The 20,340-nt window shown below is 32.0% G+C and carries 14 protein-coding genes; 3 read left to right on the top strand and 11 right to left on the bottom strand.

The features are described from left to right. Positions 1–29 precede the first annotated feature (29 nt). The 4 genes from J2S15_RS10950 to J2S15_RS10935 form a co-directional block, all read right to left on the bottom strand. Positions 30–1,220, bottom strand: coding sequence for a cupin domain-containing protein (locus tag J2S15_RS10950; protein WP_307408211.1), 1,191 nt, complete (start codon positions 1,218–1,220; stop codon positions 30–32). 87 nt (positions 1,221–1,307) lie between these two features. Next, the gene (locus J2S15_RS10945; RefSeq protein ID WP_307408209.1) at positions 1,308–1,835 is read right to left on the bottom strand and encodes a zinc ribbon domain-containing protein; all 528 of its coding nucleotides are present in this window, start codon (positions 1,833–1,835) and stop codon (positions 1,308–1,310) included. A gap of 49 nt (positions 1,836–1,884) precedes the next feature. Continuing rightward, positions 1,885–3,315 (bottom strand): 6-phospho-beta-glucosidase, encoded by a 1,431-nt coding sequence (locus J2S15_RS10940; protein WP_307408207.1) that lies wholly within the window; start codon positions 3,313–3,315, stop codon positions 1,885–1,887. 387 nt (positions 3,316–3,702) lie between these two features. After that, positions 3,703–4,512 (bottom strand): aldo/keto reductase, encoded by an 810-nt coding sequence (locus tag J2S15_RS10935; protein ID WP_307408205.1) that lies wholly within the window; start codon positions 4,510–4,512, stop codon positions 3,703–3,705. Positions 4,513–4,648: 136 nt separating this feature from the next. Between J2S15_RS10935 and J2S15_RS10930 the strand changes: the two genes are divergently transcribed. Further along, complete coding sequence (locus tag J2S15_RS10930; RefSeq protein ID WP_307408203.1) at positions 4,649–5,455, top strand: Cof-type HAD-IIB family hydrolase; 807 nt, start codon at positions 4,649–4,651, stop codon at positions 5,453–5,455. Between the two features lie 146 nt (positions 5,456–5,601). Here the strand turns inward: J2S15_RS10930 and J2S15_RS10925 are convergent, their stop codons facing one another. The 3 genes from J2S15_RS10925 to J2S15_RS10915 all read right to left on the bottom strand — a co-directional run bounded on the left by J2S15_RS10925 (position 5,602) and on the right by J2S15_RS10915 (position 13,479). Then, positions 5,602–6,417, bottom strand: coding sequence for an alpha/beta hydrolase family protein (locus tag J2S15_RS10925; RefSeq protein ID WP_307408201.1), 816 nt, complete (start codon positions 6,415–6,417; stop codon positions 5,602–5,604). 169 nt (positions 6,418–6,586) lie between these two features. Continuing rightward, the gene (locus J2S15_RS10920; RefSeq protein WP_307408199.1) at positions 6,587–12,133 is read right to left on the bottom strand and encodes an InlB B-repeat-containing protein; all 5,547 of its coding nucleotides are present in this window, start codon (positions 12,131–12,133) and stop codon (positions 6,587–6,589) included. 26 nt (positions 12,134–12,159) lie between these two features. Continuing rightward, positions 12,160–13,479, bottom strand: coding sequence for an RNA polymerase sigma factor (locus J2S15_RS10915; protein ID WP_307408198.1), 1,320 nt, complete (start codon positions 13,477–13,479; stop codon positions 12,160–12,162). A gap of 292 nt (positions 13,480–13,771) precedes the next feature. Between J2S15_RS10915 and J2S15_RS10910 the strand changes: the two genes are divergently transcribed. Next, positions 13,772–14,524, top strand: a complete 753-nt coding sequence (locus J2S15_RS10910) for a DeoR/GlpR family DNA-binding transcription regulator (RefSeq protein WP_307408197.1) — start codon at positions 13,772–13,774, stop codon at positions 14,522–14,524. Between the two features lie 148 nt (positions 14,525–14,672). After that, positions 14,673–15,167 (top strand): orotidine 5'-phosphate decarboxylase / HUMPS family protein, encoded by a 495-nt coding sequence (locus J2S15_RS10905; protein WP_307408195.1) that lies wholly within the window; start codon positions 14,673–14,675, stop codon positions 15,165–15,167. 72 nt (positions 15,168–15,239) lie between these two features. Here J2S15_RS10905 and J2S15_RS10900 read toward each other — a convergent pair whose 3' ends face one another. The 4 genes from J2S15_RS10900 to J2S15_RS10885 form a co-directional block, all read right to left on the bottom strand. After that, entirely contained in the window at positions 15,240–17,357 is a 2,118-nt protein-coding gene (locus tag J2S15_RS10900) for a MucBP domain-containing protein (RefSeq protein WP_307408194.1), read from the bottom strand. A gap of 142 nt (positions 17,358–17,499) precedes the next feature. Next, positions 17,500–18,039 carry a methylated-DNA--[protein]-cysteine S-methyltransferase gene (locus J2S15_RS10895; protein ID WP_307408190.1) on the bottom strand — a complete coding sequence of 180 codons (540 nt, stop codon included), beginning with the start codon at positions 18,037–18,039 and terminating at the stop codon, positions 17,500–17,502. Next, positions 18,036–19,514 (bottom strand): DNA-3-methyladenine glycosylase 2 family protein, encoded by a 1,479-nt coding sequence (locus tag J2S15_RS10890; RefSeq protein WP_307408188.1) that lies wholly within the window; start codon positions 19,512–19,514, stop codon positions 18,036–18,038. Before J2S15_RS10890 ends, J2S15_RS10895 begins: the two co-directional genes overlap by 4 nt. A gap of 143 nt (positions 19,515–19,657) precedes the next feature. Beyond that, on the bottom strand, positions 19,658–20,332 hold the full coding sequence (locus J2S15_RS10885) for a YoaK family protein (protein WP_307408186.1): 675 nt from the start codon (positions 20,330–20,332) through the stop codon (positions 19,658–19,660). Positions 20,333–20,340 lie beyond the last annotated feature (8 nt).

Below are 20,340 nucleotides of genomic sequence, written 5' to 3'. Positions count from 1 at the left end.
TGTCTTTTATGTAGAATAGGTATTACCACCTATTCCACATAAAATGTATTATCAGGTCCAAAGTGTTGAAGTATTACCATTGGTTCAACATTGGAGTTATTGACAATCAATACACCTTTCTTTGCTTTATCTTTTGATACAAAATACTCGTCATTTGTTTGATCACCAACGCGCATCATGTTTACTGCTTCAGCGTTGAAACTTCCAAACGTTCCAAATCCTTGAACAAGTACTGCACCATATGCTGCTTCATCATTTAGAATAACTTTTGTTTTTGGTTGAAGTGTAACCTCTTTGGCATTCATATAGTCGTTTCCATAGCAAATCCATTTCTCAGTTAACCCTTCTTGAATTTTTGGTAATTCAACAGGAGGTCTAAAATATTTTTCTTTAAATCCTTCATCATAATTCTTTTCCCAATCAATTGCATTTAAAACATATTCTACTTCATCGTCACAATCTTCTGGGACAATATCAGTTAGGTATTTTTTTGAGAAAGTTTCACCACAAACAACATTTTCTAATACGCAATTCAAATCAGTTCCCCATTGTGGCTCATAAGTTAATAAAGAGCCAGGTGCATGCAAAACACCTGCAGGAATATACCAACCGGTTCCTACTTCTAAATCATATGCTCTAGAGTATTTTGTTACTTTTGTATCGAAATTATTAAAATTTTCAATTACATATTTTATGTCTTCTCTTGTAACACTTGGATTAAATCCAAAATAAGTAGATGCCCTTTTACCAGAAGTTGGATTCAATTGTGGTGGAAAATAATAACATTCTGGTTTGGCTTCACATCCTACATCTTTTGCATACTTAGTTTCTGGATGAAAATGGAAATATAATGGATTTTCATAATCAAAAAACTTTGAAAAAACTGGAAATGTTCCATATTTCCTTTGTAGTTCAGATCCAATAAGTTCATCTTTCAGTTCATTTATTGCATCTTTAAAAAGTATTTTTTGTCCATCTTCAGTAATAAAATAACTACATCCCTGATTAGGTGATTTTGAATTTTTTGATCTTGTACCATTTACCGCACATAACCAACGCTCCATAATTGTTCCTGCATCTGTTCCAAATTTATAATAATCATTTGGATGAATTTTCAATCGATGTCCAGAAATTCCAAATTTAACAGGAATAAAATTTGGTACCATTCTTAAAATTCCATCTCCATCATGAAAAGTTTTTCTAATTAACGTCTTATTCATAGTGTATCCTCCATATCGTTAATTCATTAAAATGATAATTCTTGTCTTTAGACTATACATACAATCAGTATTGAAATTTTGAATTTATTACTGATTAAAATATTTTGCTCTATTTTTAAAGTAAATTAAGGAAACAAAGAAGAAAATTATAGACATATACATTGTTGAAATTGTATAGCCTTCTAAATTAGCCTGAGTAGCAATAGCCACTGCATAACTATAAAGAATTGGTTCAATGGCTACTACAACTAATAAAATTAAATATCTTTTTGGCCCATTCTTTTTTCTTTTGACCAACCAATCACGAACTACTAAAGATACTATTGCTAGTAATATTAATATTCCGCCCTGTATATTATCGATTATTTTCAATAATGGATAAGATTTATAAAATGCTACAGAAGCAGCTATACCATTTGTTCCTCCATAAATTGTTCCTCTTAGGAATGAAACTCCCAACCATGTAAAATATATACATAAAACAATCAATTGAAACCAAATAATAAATTTATACCATTTCATACCTATGGAACTATCACAGTTTATACATTTTCTATCTTCACTATTAATAATTTTCCCACAATTTGGACATTTTTCATTTTTCTTCTTTGCCATACTATGCTCCTTCTATAACCTGCGTTATTTTATTACAATCAAATATTCATTAAAGTAGTTCGCCATTTGACTCAATTACTTGCTTATACCAATAAAAGGAATCTTTTGTACTTCTTTTCAATGTCCCACTTCCATCGTTATTTCTATCAACATAAATCATTCCATATCTTTTTTTCATTTCTCCAGTTGTAAATGAAACACAGTCAATACATCCCCATACTGTATATCCCATTAACTCTACACCATCTTCTTCTACTGCCTTCTTCATTTCTTTTATGTGTTCTCTTAGATATTCAATTCGATGAAAATCATGACATGAGCCATCTTCTTCTTTAATATCAATAGCACCAAACCCATTTTCAACAATAAACAATGGTTTTTCGTAACGCTCATACATAATATTAAGAGCATATCTCAATCCTTCAGGATCAATCCCCCATCCCCAGTCAGTAACTTTTATATATGGATTTTTAGTTGTATATGCACTACTTCCATCTACAGATTTCTTTAAATCATTTTTGGCTTCTGAACTTACTGTATTGCTCATGTAGTAAGATAATCCAATATAGTCTACACATCCTTTTTTTAGATCACTTTTATCTTCCTCACTAATATCTAATTTATATCCTTTTCTCTCAAATAGTTTTAATGAATAAGCAGGATAATGCCCTCTACATTGAACATCGCAAAAGAACCATCGATTATGCATTTCTTGAACTGACAATACCATATCTGAGGGGTTACATGAATATGGATAGTAAGGAACCATTGCAATCATATTTCCAATTTCAAAACTTGGATTTATACTCTTTCCAACCTGTACCGCCTTCGCACTAGCTACAAGCTGATAATGAGCACATTGATACATTGCTAATTCAGGGTTGGGATACTCATTAAAATGAACTCCTGCATTTGTCCATCCAAAAAGATTACTTTTATAATTCATCTGATTATTAATTTCATTAAATGTCATCCAATACTTAACTTTGTACTTGTATCGTTTAAAACAAACTTCTGCAAATTTTACAAAAAAATCAATGACTTTACGATTCATGAATCCACCATAATTCTTTGCAAGATGAAACGGCATTTCAAAATGCGACAAAGTTATAACTGGTTCAATATTATATTTAAGTAACTCATCAAATACATCATCATAAAACTTTAATCCTTCTTCATTTGGTTCTTCTTCATCTCCTAGAGGAAATATCCTTGTCCATGCAATTGATGTTCTAAAACACTTAAATCCCATTTCCGCAAATAATGCAATATCTTCTTTATAATTATTGTAGAAATCTATACCTATATGATTTGGGTAATAATTTCCATCTACAACATCATCAGTTATTTTTCGGGGTACATCATGTGATCCTGCCGTCATTACATCTGCAACACTGAATCCTTTTGACGTGTTTACTACACCTCCTTCAAATTGATGAGCTGCTAATGCACCTCCCCATAAAAACTTTTCATTTAACATACATCTACTTCTCCTTACTAATTGTAAAAATTTACTTTTCAAATAAACTAAACATTATCTGTTTCTTTTTATTTTATTCACTTATTTCAACATGAAGTTCCCCAAAACATTAATTAAAATAATTTGTAGCTAAAAACTTTGTGAACATAAATTGTAGACTGCTGTAAAACTGATATTTTTCAGCATTATCTATTATTAAGAATCTTCATATAAATATTAATTAACATATAAAAAACAACTATTTAGTTATTTCCAATAGAGCATTCTAGTATAGCGAATATAATAGTACTTGATGCATTGATATATTATTTTATAATACCCAAAACCATATATAATTTTACTAACTTGTACTATACTAGAAACTCTTAGAGGAATTATTTAAATATCTTAAAAATCGAAATTATCCGGGTCAGCATATGACCTTTCATTTTTATTCAAACTGTCAATAAAAATTAACTCTTCTGCTGTAAGAGTAAAATCAAATAAATTAGCATTATCAATTATTCTCTCTTCTTTTGTTGATTTTGGAACTACAAGTATTCCTTTTTGTAGTAACCAGCGTAAAATTACTTGCGGAATACTCTTATCGTATTTCTTAGCCAATGATTTTAATTCATCCATCTGAACATAGCGTCCTTCTCCTAATGGAGCAGAAGCAATTACTGTGATGCCATGCTCTTTACAAAAGTTTAATGCTTCAATATCTTGAAATCCTGGATTTACTTCCATTTCGTTAATAGCAGGCACCACTGTTGTTTGAGCAAGTAAATTTTGCATGTGACTTTTTCTAAAATTAGATACTCCTATAGATTTAATATATCCTTCTTTTTGGAGCTTTTCCATTTCTTTCCAAGCCTGTACATAGCCTTCTGCTGGAAAATGAATTAAATACAAATCAATATATTCAGTTTTTAACTTTTTCAAACTTTCAAAGAAAGCTTCTCTTGTTCTTCCCTCTCGAATATCATTTGTCCATAGCTTTGTACATACAAACAATTCATTTCGTGGAACAATTTTAGAATCAATCGCTTTCCCAACACCAATTTCATTATATTTATACATAGATGCTGTATCTAGATAACGATATCCAACTTCCAATGCAGTTACTATAGCTTCGTCTGGAACGCGAATAGTTCCATATCCAACCATAGGTATAAGATTACCATCATTCATTTTAATTCTTGTTTCTAAGTTCATATTAACCTCACTTTCTACTTATAGATTATATCTAAAGGTTTTCTTCTTCCATATCTATAAATTCCACATGATATAAGGTAACTTTGGCGATATAATATTTTTTTCATTACCTTATAATTTGCATGTGAGGTGTAGTATGAAAATTTTATTTTTTGATATTGATGGTACTTTGGTTAATAGTAATAATCGTGTGTCTCCAAAAGTTCGCCAAGCTATTAAGCTGGCAAGAAGAAAAGGTCATTTAGCCTTTTTATGCACTGGGAGAAGCCATAATTATATTGATAATATTCTAGATGTTGGTTTTGATGGTTTTATTACAAGTGCTGGAGCATATATTGTCTATGGAAGTGAGGTTATTGATTCATCTCCTTTGAATCCTGAAGTTGTAAAAATGGTAAGAAACGTGTTTGATGAATATGATATTGCTTATGATCATGAGTGTGAAAACGTTGATTATATTAAAGAAAAAATGATTTCAAATATATTTCATGATGATAATGACATAGCTAAACACAATAGAATTCAGCAGTTTCTAAGAGAAAGCAATACACTACCAATGAATCAGTACAATAATGAGCCTGTTCTTAAAATAAGCTATTCTTGTGATAACACAATGCAATTAGAGAAAGCATCAGAGAAATTATCTGATTACTTTACTATTGTAGTTAATCCGACTTTCTCAAATTTAAGTGGTGACCTGATGTATAACAATACTAATAAAGGAACAGCAATTTGCAAACTAGTAGATTATCTTGGATTAAATATGGATGATACTATTGGATTTGGCGATAGTATGAACGATATTGAAATGCTTAATATTTGCAACGAATCAGTTGTGATGGGAAATACAAATGATGATGTGAAACAATATGCAACATCAATTTGTGAAAGTGTAGATGATGATGGAATTTATTATGAATTACAGCGAAGAAAGCTAATATAATCTTTTCATTACTTTTAGAATTTCATTAGGTTAAATCACTATGAAAACCCCACTAAATCTTTCGATTAGTGGGATTTTTCAATAATGAAATTTTATAGCTTATCATCTAAATACTCTATGATTAGTATTTTAATACAATAGCTTTACTAATCATTTATTTGCTTAAATATAAAATTGAATATTAACGAGTTATATTGTGCAGTATTATAATTATCAATTCCATGCTCTAATCCTTCAACATAATGTGCTTCATATTTATTTCCTTTTTCTTTTAAAGTTGCTTCTAATGCATATGAATATTTTATAGGTATGATTCCATCATCTTTGCTGTGAATAATAAAAATGGGTGGTTCATTTCCATCAATAGAATCTAGGAAAGCTGACTCCTTAATCCCTTTCTCTAAATCATCACCAAAAGTGTTATAATCATTTTCTCTTCCTCGAACCATTAACTCTTGTCCGTTCTTAACTTTATAATAATGGAAATCTAATAAATCGGTTACACAGTACATATCTATTATTCCAGCTGGACTAAAATTAAGTGTATCGCTATGATTAACTACAATATCTAAAGCTAAATATGATCCATAAGATTCACCCCAAAGAATAATCTTATTTTCATCAATATTTTCCATACTGCCTAAATAATTTAACGCTTCAATTACATCTTCTCTACTCCCCTGATATCTAGTTTCATCATTTAAGCGATAATTAATACTCGAAACAGCATATCCAAATAATAAGCCATTTAGAACATTTGCTATATGTCTAGACTTGTCGGATTTGAAAAAACCTCCACTATGAATAAATACCAATAATGGATATTTTTTCTTTTTTTCAGCTGGAAAATATAAATCTAACTTATTCTTTTCTGATTTATTAGAGTAAGGAATATCATATTGTGATACCCCTAAATCACTAATATTAGATTCTTTGTTAATTTGCTCAAATTTTTTTTGCATTTTCATCTCCTTTTTCTCTTATTCATATTAAGACTAAATGCTTACTCTTTCCAACCATATAATTACCTCGATTAAGTGGTAATTATGTTTATTAAATACTAAAAATTTAAAGAACTGACACCTGTAATATACAAACGTCAGTCCTTAATTAATCATTATTTTTACAATACTATTTTTTCAATTCTTTTCTTCTATTCGCTACATAGAATAAGCTCAGTAACGATACTAACATCATTCCAATATATACAATTGGATTTGTCATATCTGCTGTATCAACACCTACTCCTGTGCTCGGTCTAGCAGCAACACTTGGTTTAGTTGTCATTGTTAAACCTTTGTCTTGTTTGTAGTAAAGTTTAAGAACTAATGTTCCATCTGCTGCAACTTCACCAGACTCAATTGTTTCTTGTACTTCCTTATCTAATTTATAACCCTCATATGTTTTCGCATTAGCAGTCACAATTGAACCTGTTGTTCCTTTTAGTGTATCTGTATCTGCTAATTCATATGATCCATCTTTTTGTTCTTTATAGTGTTCTACTTTATAAATCACACTTGTACTTGGTGTCCATCTTGCATACAATGTAACATCTCCAATTGATGTATCTAAGATACTTGTAATTGGTGTTGATGTCCTTGCAACTGTATACCACCCATCAAAGACATAACCCTCTTTTGTTGGATTATTAAACGATATAACTCCTACACCATATGTATATTCATTTGGATTATCCTTATGATTTACACCACCATCTAACTCGTAATTTATTGCATATTTGTTAGGAACCCATTTTGCATACAGATCCACTTCACCAATTGAGGTATCAGAAATATCCGTAACTAATGTTCCTGCTATTAAAGCACTATCATACCAACCAAGGAACGTATATCCTTCTCTAGTTGCCTCTTCAAATGATGATACACCTATTCCATAAGTATAAGATGATGGATTGTTATTACTGTTGTTACCACCATCTAAATGATAATTAATGGTATAATCATTTACTTCCCATTTTGCATATAGGGTTACCGTTCCTGTTTTTGTGCTTGAAATATCTGTTATCTCGTTATCACATGCCACACTGTCATGCCATCCTTTGAATGTGTGTCCTTCTTTTGTTGCTTCCTCAAATGCTGTAACTCCGACCCCATATGTATAGGTCGACGGATTATTAGTGTGGTTATCTCCACCATCCAATTCATAAATAACATCATAATCATTTACTTCCCATTTTGTGTATAGGGTTACTGCACCTAATTGGGTTATAGAAATATCTATAATCTCATTATCAAATGTTGCTGTATCATACCATCCTTTAAATGTATGACCTTCCTTTGTAGGTTCTTCAAATGATGTTACTCCAATTCCATATGTGTATTTAGCAGGATTTGCTGAATCATTTACTCCTCCATCTAACTCATAGATAATGTCATATTTATTTACTTCCCACTTTGCATATAACGATACTGTTCCTAATTGCGTTTCAGAAATATCTGTGATTTCACTATCGAATGTTGCTGTATCATACCATCCTTTAAATGTGTATCCTGTTTTTGTAGGCTCCTCAAAAGATGTTACACCAACACCGTATGTATATTTTATTGGGTTTGCTAAATCATTTGTTCCTCCATCCAATTCATAGATAACATCATACTTATTTGCTTCCCATTTTGCATATAATGTTATATTGGAACTAGCTATCGTAATGGTATTTCCTGCTTCATAAACCGTTCCACTTCCATCACTCGCTGTTGTCCAGCCTTTGAACGTATGTCCAGTTTTCTCTAGAGTCCCAGTATTTCCTTTTACTGTTACACTGTTTCCAGTTTCATACTTTGTTGCATCCACTGGTACTGTTCCTGATGTAGAATCATTATCATCATAACTCACATTGTATTGTTTTACCCATTTTGCATAAAGCGTTACTTCTCCTGCTTTTGTAGTAGAAATATATGTGATCTTGGTTGCAGTTGCAAAATCGTCATCATCATACCATCCATCAAAACGGAAATTATCTTTCGTTGGATTTTCAAATGAAGTAACTCCTACTGCATATGTATATTTTGATGGATTAGAAGAATCATTAGTTCCACCGTCTAGCTCGTAAGTAATATCATATTCATTAGCCTGCCATTTTGCATATAGTGTAACATTTGCATTCGTAACTGTAATCGTATCTCCAACATTGTAAACTGTTCCACTTCCATCAGAAGTAGTTGTCCAGCCTTTGAAAGTATATCCAGTTCGCTTTAAGTCACCTGTATTATCCTGTACCGTAATCGTATCATCTGTTTCGTACTTCGTTATATCTGTAGGCACAGCTCCTGATGTATTATTCTTTCCATCATAAGTAACTGTATATTGAGGCACAAATTTCGCATAAAGATTTACAACTCCAGTTGAAGTATTTGAAATATCTGTAATTTTAGTTGTAAAACTTGCATCTGTATACCAACCATCAAAGCGATGATTTAGTTTCCATGCATCCGTGAACGAAGATACACCAGTACCAAATGTATAAGTAGTTGGATTTCCAAGATGAATTCCATCATCTAAATCATAATTAATCGCATATTCATTTGCAGTCCAAATTGCATAGAATGTAAGTGTTGATTCTGTTCCAAAACTTTCTGTATCACCATCTTCATATGAATCACCAGTTCCATTTGCCTTTGTATTCCATTCCTTGAATGTATATCCAGTTAATGTTGGAATAGTTGAGGTAATCGTTGCTGTTTCATCATCATTTCCTGTTTTCGTAACAAATGCATATTCAGGAAAGTTTTCTACCTCACTTCCACTTACAATTGTACTTGGAGTATTCTTTTCATATTGTATTGTTTTACTTTCTGTAGTAAATCCTTTTATTGGTGCTACCAAGTCAATTTGTCCATCATTGGAAGTTGTCTTTGCACTATAAGCAAATTGATTGTAAGCAGTTTGGTCAGTACCTACTGGTCCCGGCACTGCAAATGTAAGAATCACTTCAATTGTATCCCCTGGCTCAACAATCAGGCTTCCAAAGTCTACATAGAACGCTGTGGCTCCTGTTGCATCAGCAGCATTTGTACTCCAACCAGTTGTAACAAATCCTTGCAGTGCTGTTCCTAGTGCTGCAGGAGTAGTTGAATCAGTGTAATATATTGTTGGTGAAGCACCTGATACACTTACTGACTTTAATGTCGTTCCACCACTTGACCCCCTTGAATCTCCATCTTGTGGTAATACATCATAGAGTTTTAAATCCTTTAGATCCACGTTTCCATTATTTGTAATTGATAATTTCATAGTTACATCTGTGTTGTGCTCAGCTGCTACAATCGATGAAGTCACATAAGTATCATTTGTAAGTGATGACTTAATATGTGTATTTGCCTGCATATCACTTTTTCTAACTACTGTAATATCACAAGCATTTGTTGCATAATGATAGTTATCACCATTACTTAATCCATATGAACTAAGACTTTGTTCACTTGGTAAATTATTCTTATCTAATACATCAATAACATCAAATGATTTCTTAAGTTCACCACTTGTTCCATAACTTGTCATTACTACTGAATCAATACTATAGGTTCCTACTGATGTTCCATCTTTTATTTTAAGTTGAAATGGAATTGTAAATGATGATGCATCCTTTGTTGTAGGAGCACTATACCCAGATTCACTTTGAAATGCATAATAATTATACTTTGTGTCACTACTTACCAACGTTACAGTTACTCCATAGTTAGTAGTTGTTACTGTATCTGTAAGCGTCGTTCCAGTTCCACTCACCAATTCTAATTCTTTAGGTATTCTTGCCGCAATATAAGGACTGTCCCATTTTGTATCTGGTCCTCTACTTACATCCACTTTAGCTGATATAATCATATCTAAAGTATCACTAGGAAATCTTCCTGTTAAACTATTTCCTGAGATTGAGACTGTAGGATAGATTGATTCATCTACAACATAATAATTAGCTACTTTTGATGTGTTCTCACGAGTATTAACCGTTATCCTGTCTTCACTAAACCATGAATATACAGCGTCAATTGGAACTCCTTCTGACTCAGTAATAATCGTTCCGTCTGGCCACTTTTTATCAGGCCAGGACTTTGCTATATATCCTAAAGAAAAACCATTCCCAGATAACAAATCACCTTTGTTATTTTCATCACTTGCATCATTTCCCATTGCATCTACTACAATTTTAGTAATATATTTAGTATCCCAACTTTGTGTAGGTGGGGTAAATTCCAATGTTTGTGAGTTTCCTGTTGTTGTTGGTGTAACTGTTTCAACATGTGTGCTTCCATCATCAAAATAATAAGTCAATTTATATTGATTCCATGTCTTACTATTATCTTTTCTAAATGCAACTACTCGAACTTTACCAAAATTAATTTTAGCTGATTCTGTATTGTTGTTTTCTAGAACCAAACTTGTGCCTTCAACTGTTTTTGTAGTTCCTGTATTTTTGAATGAAGAACTGTGGTTATATGCAGTCCAACCCAAACTAACATATGTTTGAGCCTTTCCTGAGGTTGCAACTGCATAATGATCAGTCATTCCATCACCAACATCTACATGTGTATAAATAAGTGTTCCTCCTGTAGAATGTCCTAGGGCAGTTGGAGCATAGAAATCCCAATCTTTTTCATCTACAACATTATAAGTAACTGAGCCTTCTTTTGTAACTACACCTGTATTAATTAAATCTAAATTAATTCCACGCTTAATTGTAAAACTATCTCCTGTGACATAACCAGTTGGCACAATAATTGAAAAATCAATTTGTAGAAATTTATAACCAGTATTTCCATTAAAATTTAAACTATTCCAGCCAGTTGTGGAAGTAACTGTTTTTATATAACGATCATATTCAACTCCTGTTCCAGTTTCTGTATATGTTGAATTATAAACAAATGAATTTGAACTAGCATTTGTAACTGTTGAGCCTTTAGGAACATCAAAATACAGATAGTTAGTACCTGAGTCATTCATTAAATTTTCATATGATTGTTGATATGACCAACTTAGTCTTTGATTAATTGTACCTTCTGCCCATTCCCCTGACGGATGAGATAAATTCGTTGCACCTGCAGTTAAAGAGTTACTACCACTTGATTTAACTGTTATCGTAGTAGCTTCATCTGACTTCTGTGTTATATCACTATCATCATTTGCATATGATGTGGCATTGATATTCCATAGAGTTTCACCAAACGCCACCTTTCCATCATATGCTGTATTAAAATCAAAATATAAAACTAATGTCTGTGATCCCTGCATTAGATTGTCATTTAAATATATTCGAATTACATCAACACCATCTATATTTTCAATCGATGATGAATCTACATAATTACCAAATGCAGCTTCTGTCTTACTTTGATTATATATAAAGAAATCACCAACACCTGGATCTGTATATGTACTTGGTGTCTGATAAGTTAAAGGAACATCAATGTATCCTCCGCTAACCCCCTCTTCTTCAATCGTTACATCCAAATACACCATAAACTCACCTGGTGAGGTAGAGTTTCTTGGATTTGTAAATGTCTGATAACTTGTTGTTGAAGCTCTTGCAGATACTGCCACTCCATAATCTGATGAGTTTACAGCACCAATATCAATATTCAAACTAGGTATTAACGCCCCCATTAGGATAGCTAACACTAGAAACAATGCACTTGTTTTCTTTATTTTTTTTGAATCCTTCTTCATTTTTTTCCTCCAATTTTCAAAAACAATTACTCCACTACCTTTAATGTAATTGTTAATAAATTTCCCGCATTATCACTTACATAAAGTTCATGAACCGATGATTTTTCATTTTTGATAGTTAATGTATTACTAATCTCATCAAATGTATAATCATCTGTAAACATTCCGTTTTTGTAATATTCAATACTATTTTTATTTATTCCTGATATGTCTTCTTTTAAGTAAATAAGATAATCATTGCCTAATTCTTCGCCTGTTGCCACAGGGCTATTTCGATCAATATTAGATATTGTAATTTCCCTTTCATCTAAAATATCATCTTCCTTTAAAAGTTTAATAATATAGTTTCCATTATCAATAACATCTAATGTTTCTGAATCATTAATCAAAATTTTGTCATAGTTATTATTTGTAGTTTCAACATTTATATGTACTGAACTACTTGTCCATGTAGAATCAAATGTAATATCTTTTATCTTAGCTGTCTCTTCTTCGATTGGTTCTATGCTCGGTAGAGAAATCCATTCTATCTGCGTATCTGGTTTTGGTTCTTCTTCCTGATTCACCATCCAAACTCCACCAATGATCGCAGCTCCAGTTAACCCTCCAAGAAGTATTTTTGTTGCTATAGCAATTCCTCCAGCTGTTACAATACTACCGCCTGCTAGTATTGCCTGTAGTATTTCATTTGCAGCGGTTTCGTCTATAGAATATTTTTTTGACAAAATCCCATATACTTCATGAAGCAGCGTTGGCGACAATATAGCAATTCCAAAGTTACGCTGTACACCTTTTCTTTCTAAATCTGAGCTAAGTACTTTTTTAATTTTGATAATTCTTGTTGAAACAGTAGATCTTGGTACCTCAAGAATATCAGCAATTTCTTGCGTTTTTAGTTCTTCAAAAAATCTAAGTATCGCTACTTCCTTTAACGGATCACTTAACTTTTCTAAAGACTCCATTATGATTTCCTTGACTCTTTCATTCTCTACCTGATCAACTACATCTACCTCATTTACATTAGGAAAATCTTCTATCTTTTCATCTTCACTCAATTCATACATTTTGAATTTCTTTCTTCGCGCCTTATTCTGGCACTCATGATAAGTTATTACATGTATCCATGAACTAAATGCTTTTGGTGTTTTTAAATTCTCTATTTGTTTGTACACCTTTATAAATACTTCTTGTACAACATCTTTTGCTAATTCACTATTTCTAAAAAATTGAGCACTCATAAAATATACTCGTTTATAATAAGCTTTATATAGTTCTGTAAAAGCTTCGGTATCTCCATTCATCGCCCTTAAAATCACTTCTTCTGAAATCTCATTGAGTCTACTCATTATACTTTTTGCCCTCCTTCCAAAACACATAGCTTTCCTACCCATTTGATTAGACGCTCCATTTCAAAATGGCGTTCATTCTATCAAAACTTTCTATATCTTATGGAAAGCATATTTCAATATTATTTGTATATACACACTAGACCCTATTAAGTAGGACGCCTCGACTTTTTTGTTTGCTCATTGTTTTTTGAATATTTTTTATGGATGTATGAAGACCACTTTGTTTTCGAAAAACTAAAAGATATAGTATACTTATAGTAAGAAATACATAATTAATTGTGGAGGCCCTATGTCTAGAAAAAACGATATTCGAAGACTTGAGATTCAAGCAATTCTTCAGGAAAAACAAGATGTAAAAGTTGAATATTTAGCAGAAGCATTAAATGTTTCATTAGAGACGATTCGTGCCGACCTAACCTTTTTAGAAGATAGAGGATTTTTATATCGTTATCATGGTGGTGCTAAAATACGGGATTCTATTATTGATATTCCAATGGATATCAGAACTAAAGAAAGAGTACATGATAAACGAAAGATTGCAGAGAAGACCCTTGAACAAATCAAAGATGATGATGTAGTTTATTTAGACCCAAGTAGTACAGCACTCTATTTAGGAAAGTTGTTGAAACTAAAGAGAAATTTGACGATTGTTACAAATTCTTTAGAATTAGTAAACACTTTACAAGATACCAAACATCGATTAATTATTATTGGTGGAGATTACTCAGTGAGTGGTAAGCGAACAATTGGTGATTTTGCACTACAAGTTCTGAACTCTATCTACTTTGATTTATGTGTATTAGGAATGGATGGTTGCATGAATCTAGATGGTCCTGCCAATATTGATTCTGATGAACTTGCTATTAACCAAAGTGTTATGAAGAAAAGTAAACGTAAGATTCTTGTGAGTGATGCTTCAAAGTTTCAAAAAACTGCATATTTTCAATATGCAGCATTTGATCAATTTGATGTATTTGTAACTACTAAACTAAAAGTAGAGGATAAAAAAAGAGTGAATATTAGAAAAATCATAGAAATCTAAATTTAAATATTTGGGTTTCTTTTTTCTATATTCCCACAATCAAAAGCATTATTCTTTTTGTTTCAACAATATTTCTTTCTGCTTTCGCAAACCCCTTGTTTTCATGTTTTTATTTGATATGCTAAAGGTGACAAAGGAGAGATCAGTTATGAAAAATTTAATTATTAAAGACTTGCTGTGTATGGATTCAGATAATAAAGAATCTGCGATTATTAACGTTGGGATGTCTCCATCAATCTATGGAGCCAACTGGGCGAAGGAAACCAAAGAAAAACATTCTAATTCAAAACTTATGATGGATTTAAAAATCAGTGATGAAGATTTCTTAAATGCGAAAGTTGCATTTGATGAAGGCGCAGATATTGTAAGTGTTCTTGCTGTTGCTGATGACGAAGTAATTCGTAATGCTTTATTGATTGCTCATTCTCTTGGTAAAAAGATTTTAGTTGATTTTGTAGGTGTCAGAAATGTAGCATGTAGATTAGAGGATATGGATATCTATGGAGTTGATTATGTATGTCTAAGTAATCAGCAATTAAAAAATATCAATCCAGATATAAATAATGATATGAAATTATGTACATATGAAGTAAGGCAATACAGCTATCTGTTAATGCAGGATACACTAGAAACAAGAATATAAATACTCACTTCTATTCAAATGGAAAAAACGAGTGTCAATCGATAATGATTGCACTCGTCTTTTCTTGTTTAATTACTTTTCTGATTTTCTTTTTCTACTAATTACATAAGTTACTAATATTATTGATGAGCCAATTAGTATCATCCAAGTTGTTGCCATTGTAGCATCTCCTGTTTTTGGAGAGTCTGCTGCATTAATTGTAGATGATGTGCCTGGTGTAGAAACGGTTGGTTTAGAAGAATCTGTTTCACTCTCTTTTGATGAAGATGAATCCGATTCTGATTCATCTGGTGTGGGCTTTACATCTATTTTATCATCTGGCTTTTCTAAATCTTGTTTAATTACCTTTTTATAAACAAAGGTAATTTGTTCTCTATTATCCCCAAATACTCCTGATGCATTCGTTGGAACTTGAACCAATTCATAACCTTCAATTTCTATAGCTGTTACATCATATTGTGTATTCCACCTTCCACTAATACTATCGCTTTCCGTAATTTGGGTACCTTCTTCATCTACGTATATAACATTCAATGTAAATTCTAAAGGATACACAATTGTTATTTCTTCATTTGTTGAGTTTCTTGTGACTTCTACTTCTTTTACACTTTCATTAGGTTGCAAAACTGTTACATCTGATTGAACATAATCTACAGTTGGATTTTCTATCGAAGCTAATATTTGTGACTCTGAATCAACAATTTCTCTGCCACTGATTAACTCTTTTACAACATTAAAATTTGCACTTTGTACTACATCTGGAGAAGCAATTGTGCCATCTTCAAATACATAATGAACCGTACGTGTCACTGTTTCTATACTCTCTTTTTCTAAATCAATAGATGGGAGTTTAATATAATTAAGTAACCTGTATTGGTCATATTCAGTTATTGTTTGTCCTTCAGGAATCCATGTTGTTAATTCAGGTAATTTTTGATGTTCTGAATAATATTCGTCTCTTGCTTTATACACAAAATGCCAATTATAAGCTTGTAAAATTGGTTGTGAATACGCACCTGGCATACTCATTGCATAGTATTGACCAATGATAGCATTATATGTAGATTCAACATAGTTTTCTTTCTCATAGAAAGCTGTATCTGTACTATCAGATGGAGTGATTATATCTTTCACACTTTGTTGAATAATTGTTTGAATAAATGGTGTTTCATATACTTCTTCAGGTGATATAAAATCAGTTCCATCAGCATTTAAATTAGCTGATAGAAACTCTGGTGATAAGCTACCTCCAATATAAGGATCAGCCAAAAAATCACCAAGTATAATTTCCCTACTATTTACTACATTCCAACTATAATCAATTACATTGTTATCTGTGTCATATACATATCCTAATTCTTTGGTATTTTGTAAGTATAATCTTACTTGTGCTTGGTATGCTTTAAAATAATCTATATCAACTTCATAAACCCAATCCATTACTGAATCTTGAATAATATCTGCTACCACCTTATTTCTTTCATCCGGATCATCACTTAAATAAGAAACTTGTTGATATACTTCATCATAAGCACTAGAAATAATTGCTTTTTGATTTTCATAATCGTTACCTATTGTATACCCCAAATCGAGGTATCCCATAAATCCTACATAATAAACAGAATCATCTAAAAATGACACAATAAAATCATTAATCTCTTGGTTATATTCATCACCATATGTATTGATAAATGAGGCAATATAATTGTACTTTGAACTATTATAATTATAACTTGCCGTTAACTCTTCACTTAATAAGTAAGCATCAACATATCCCTGGTTATCATAAATTGTTTGAAATGTTTCAAATTCACTTTTTAAATCTGCATTATATCCATTAATTGTACTTACAAAATCATCTAATTTTTTAATATCCACTTCTGGATAAGTAGTAATTATATATTCTCGATAACTGTCTTGATAGGTAGTAGGATGTTGTGCAATTGTTTGTGCAATTGAATCATTAAATATTGTTAACGGTGCTCTATAACTAGAATACTCCTTTGGATAATCTATTAAATTTATTGAAACTGTACCATCTTCTGATGTTTGTCCAGTTATTGTTGTTTCGTCATTCGAAAACACAAAGGTTGTTAGTACTGATGTACTTAAAATTGCAGTTAATGCAATAAGTAATGCCTTTGTAAATTTTCCTGACCATTTTTTTAAAGATACTTTTTTACTATTCATAATAATCTTTTCTCCTTCAATAGGATTTGACCCTATAGAAATATGTCGCATTTAGTGTCAATACCGTTCACTTTTTTTACCAATAATTTATTTTCACATAATTTTGCATTAAAAAAGTAACATACTATGATGCTACTTATTTTTATAATGCTGTTCCTTTTATTGGTTTATGTAAGTTCGACATATCTGTCTTTTCAAGTTCCAATAGTTTTATTTTTTTATCAATTCCTCCAGCAAAACCTGTAAGACTTCCATTTGTACCAACTACACGATGACACGGAATAATGATAGAGATTGGATTATGTCCCACTGCACCACCTACAGCTTGTGCTGACATTGTTTCCTTTCCTTTTCTCTTGGCAATTGCTTTTGCTATGTCACCATAGGTCATTAATTCTCCATATGGAATGGAACACAGCATTTGCCACACTTCCTGGCGGAAATCACTACCGATTGGTGATAATGATAATTCATTAATACCAGGTTTCTCTCCATTAAAGTATCTCTTTAACCAATCTTTTGCTTTGATGAATATTGATAGTGTATCATCATCTTTCATTTCTCCCTTTACACTTCCACCATAATACTTTTGACCTTCCATCCATAATCCTATGATACTATCACCATCACTAGCCAACATTAGTTTACCAATTGGTGAGTCATAATATGTATTGTATATCATTTCTTTGGTTCCTTTCTGGTTTCATAATTCCATAAATTTATTGTTGCATATCCTCGCCACGGCCGCCACATCTCTGCTGCTTCTAAAATCTCTTTTGACTTTAGCGTGTCAAGTGCTTTCATAACTCCAAGATCAGTATGAGGAAACGCATCCGTCCATCCCATTGCTCTCATTGCAATATACTGAGCTGACCACATTCCAATTCCTGGCAACTCTATTAGTTTTTCTATTTCTTCTTGTGGACTTGCAGGATGATAAAAATCAATGCTTCTGTCTTCAAATGCATGAGCCAATGCCAGTATTGTATTAGACCTAGTCTTAATAATTCCCAATAAACCTAGATGCTCTTCAATATTATCTTCTAAAGATATAATTTTGTCTGGAGTTGGAAAGATATGGGTCAATCCATCAATATTAGTTTCGATTGGTGTTCCAAACGTATCCACCATTCTTCCTGCTAAAGTTCTTGCTGCTTTTACAGTTATTTGCTGACCTAGAATTGCTCTTACACACATTTCAAATGGTTCAAAGCTACCAGGTAGTCTTGTTCCTAAATGACAGTAATCAGGATTTAACTTATTCATCACTGACAACTTTTCATGAATAATTTGTGGTTCACATGATAAATCAAATAAATGTCGAACTCTGGAAAGCACTTGTGGTAATACTGGTAATAATGAAACATCAACCGTTACTTTTAAAACATTACGCTTGGAATCATTACTAACTGCAATTGTTCCTTTGATACGTTTATTATCTGATATAAAAGATGCAGTACGATAATATGTCTGATTTTTAATAACTTCAACTCCTGGGATTGCACGAGCTGACAAAAAGGTTAGCATTTCATCCCAGTTATATGGAGGTCGATACCCTAAGGCTACCGTTATATCTTCAGGTTGAAGTTCTTTTGTTTTCGCATTCTTTCGAAATCCTGTAGGGGTCAGTTTGTAGTGTTCTTTGAATACATCATTAAATCTTCGCAGACTTCCAAATCCAGATGCCATAGCAACATCCAAAATTGATAGTTTTGTATCCGTCAATAAAGTTTTTGCCAACAGTAACCTGCATGTCTGTAGATATTGTATTGGTGATACATGGTATTGTGATGCGAATACTCTTCTTAGATGACGATCACTACAATCCAGATACTGCGCAATCTCTTCTACGCTTTGCCCACTACTACAAGTCTCTTCCAACATTTTAGAAGCACGATAAGAAAGCGATTGAATTGCATCTGTTGTAGATGTTCCTGGTGCCAACTCTGGTCTACAGATTAGACATGGACGATATCCATTGGCCTCAGCTTCAGCAGAAGTATCATAAAATGTACAATTCTCTTCTTTCGGGAGTTTTGCCTTACATACAGGTCGACAATAAATTCCTGTGGATGATACACCAACAAAGAATCTGCCATCAAATCTTGGGTCTTTTGATTTAAATGCTTCATAGAAGCCGTTGTTCTTTTGTGTCATTTTCTAGTTCCTCTACTAAGAGTATACCATAGGACAATCATAAAAACTCGCTGTTTTCGGACTTAGATACACAAAAGAAAACCATGCAGATGTTCTCGTTCTACATGGTCTATAAATTCTTTGTTTCTTATGTCTTTTTAATATTATACTTGAATACTATATTCTTTATCATCTTGTTTATAATCAACATACGTTCCTATCACAATAAGTATAATTAATATCACTCCACAAAACCAAATACTCTTTTCAGAGAAGATAGCTGTTAGAAATACTGACATGGCTGCACCAACTACAAACATAAATACTAATGATGCATACTTCATAGACAGAATTCTTTCTGACTTCTTTTTGCTTAGTATAAAGTTTCCAATCAGCTCTCCTACTTGTCTTAGGTTACCTGTTGATATCGTTGTATTGTGTGCAAGACTTCCATATTTTCTAAATAGATTTAACTGAAAACTGGTTATGAACGATAATACACTATTGATTACTAAATCATATTCTTGATTTGTTATAAAGCCAATACTCACAAGAATTAGTATTTCAAGAATCAGCAGATTCTTATGTAATTCATCTTTTCCTTTTTTCATCAGTATCGTAGATACAATTCCCCCAATGATACATGAGATAATTGGTAAGATAAACTGGATACAATCCGCGAACTGCTGAGTAGCAATATTATATCCTAACCTTGCTAGATTTGTAGTTTGTGTATTCGCAAATACTCCACCTCTAGTAATAAACGTATATACATCTAAAAAACCACCAATGAAAGTTAGCATCGACATAAACAAATAACCTTTCGTGTAATTTTTCACTGTTTTTC

Origin of the sequence: Breznakia pachnodae (assembly GCF_030814225.1) — a bacterium.
In the GTDB taxonomy this organism is placed as follows: Bacteria; Bacillota_I; Bacilli_A; order Erysipelotrichales; family Erysipelotrichaceae; genus Breznakia; species Breznakia pachnodae.
This window is presented reverse-complemented; position numbering and strand designations above follow the sequence as displayed.

Bases quoted from the DNA above. Each gene is read 5' to 3' on its own strand.
- J2S15_RS10905 (WP_307408195.1), top strand. From the start codon at position 14,673: ATGAAAAATTTAATTATTAAAGACTTGCTGTGTATGGATTCAGATAAT.
- J2S15_RS10950 (WP_307408211.1), bottom strand. From the start codon at position 1,220: ATGAATAAGACGTTAATTAGAAAAACTTTTCATGATGGAGATGGAATT.
- J2S15_RS10910 (WP_307408197.1), top strand. From the start codon at position 13,772: ATGTCTAGAAAAAACGATATTCGAAGACTTGAGATTCAAGCAATTCTT.
- J2S15_RS10945 (WP_307408209.1), bottom strand. From the start codon at position 1,835: ATGGCAAAGAAGAAAAATGAAAAATGTCCAAATTGTGGGAAAATTATT.
- J2S15_RS10925 (WP_307408201.1), bottom strand. From the start codon at position 6,417: ATGCAAAAAAAATTTGAGCAAATTAACAAAGAATCTAATATTAGTGAT.
- J2S15_RS10935 (WP_307408205.1), bottom strand. From the start codon at position 4,512: ATGAACTTAGAAACAAGAATTAAAATGAATGATGGTAATCTTATACCT.
- J2S15_RS10930 (WP_307408203.1), top strand. From the start codon at position 4,649: ATGAAAATTTTATTTTTTGATATTGATGGTACTTTGGTTAATAGTAAT.
- J2S15_RS10895 (WP_307408190.1), bottom strand. From the start codon at position 18,039: ATGATATACAATACATATTATGACTCACCAATTGGTAAACTAATGTTG.
- J2S15_RS10890 (WP_307408188.1), bottom strand. From the start codon at position 19,514: ATGACACAAAAGAACAACGGCTTCTATGAAGCATTTAAATCAAAAGAC.
- J2S15_RS10940 (WP_307408207.1), bottom strand. From the start codon at position 3,315: ATGTTAAATGAAAAGTTTTTATGGGGAGGTGCATTAGCAGCTCATCAA.
- J2S15_RS10915 (WP_307408198.1), bottom strand. From the start codon at position 13,479: ATGAGTAGACTCAATGAGATTTCAGAAGAAGTGATTTTAAGGGCGATG.
- J2S15_RS10900 (WP_307408194.1), bottom strand. From the start codon at position 17,357: ATGAATAGTAAAAAAGTATCTTTAAAAAAATGGTCAGGAAAATTTACA.
- J2S15_RS10920 (WP_307408199.1), bottom strand. From the start codon at position 12,133: ATGAAGAAGGATTCAAAAAAAATAAAGAAAACAAGTGCATTGTTTCTA.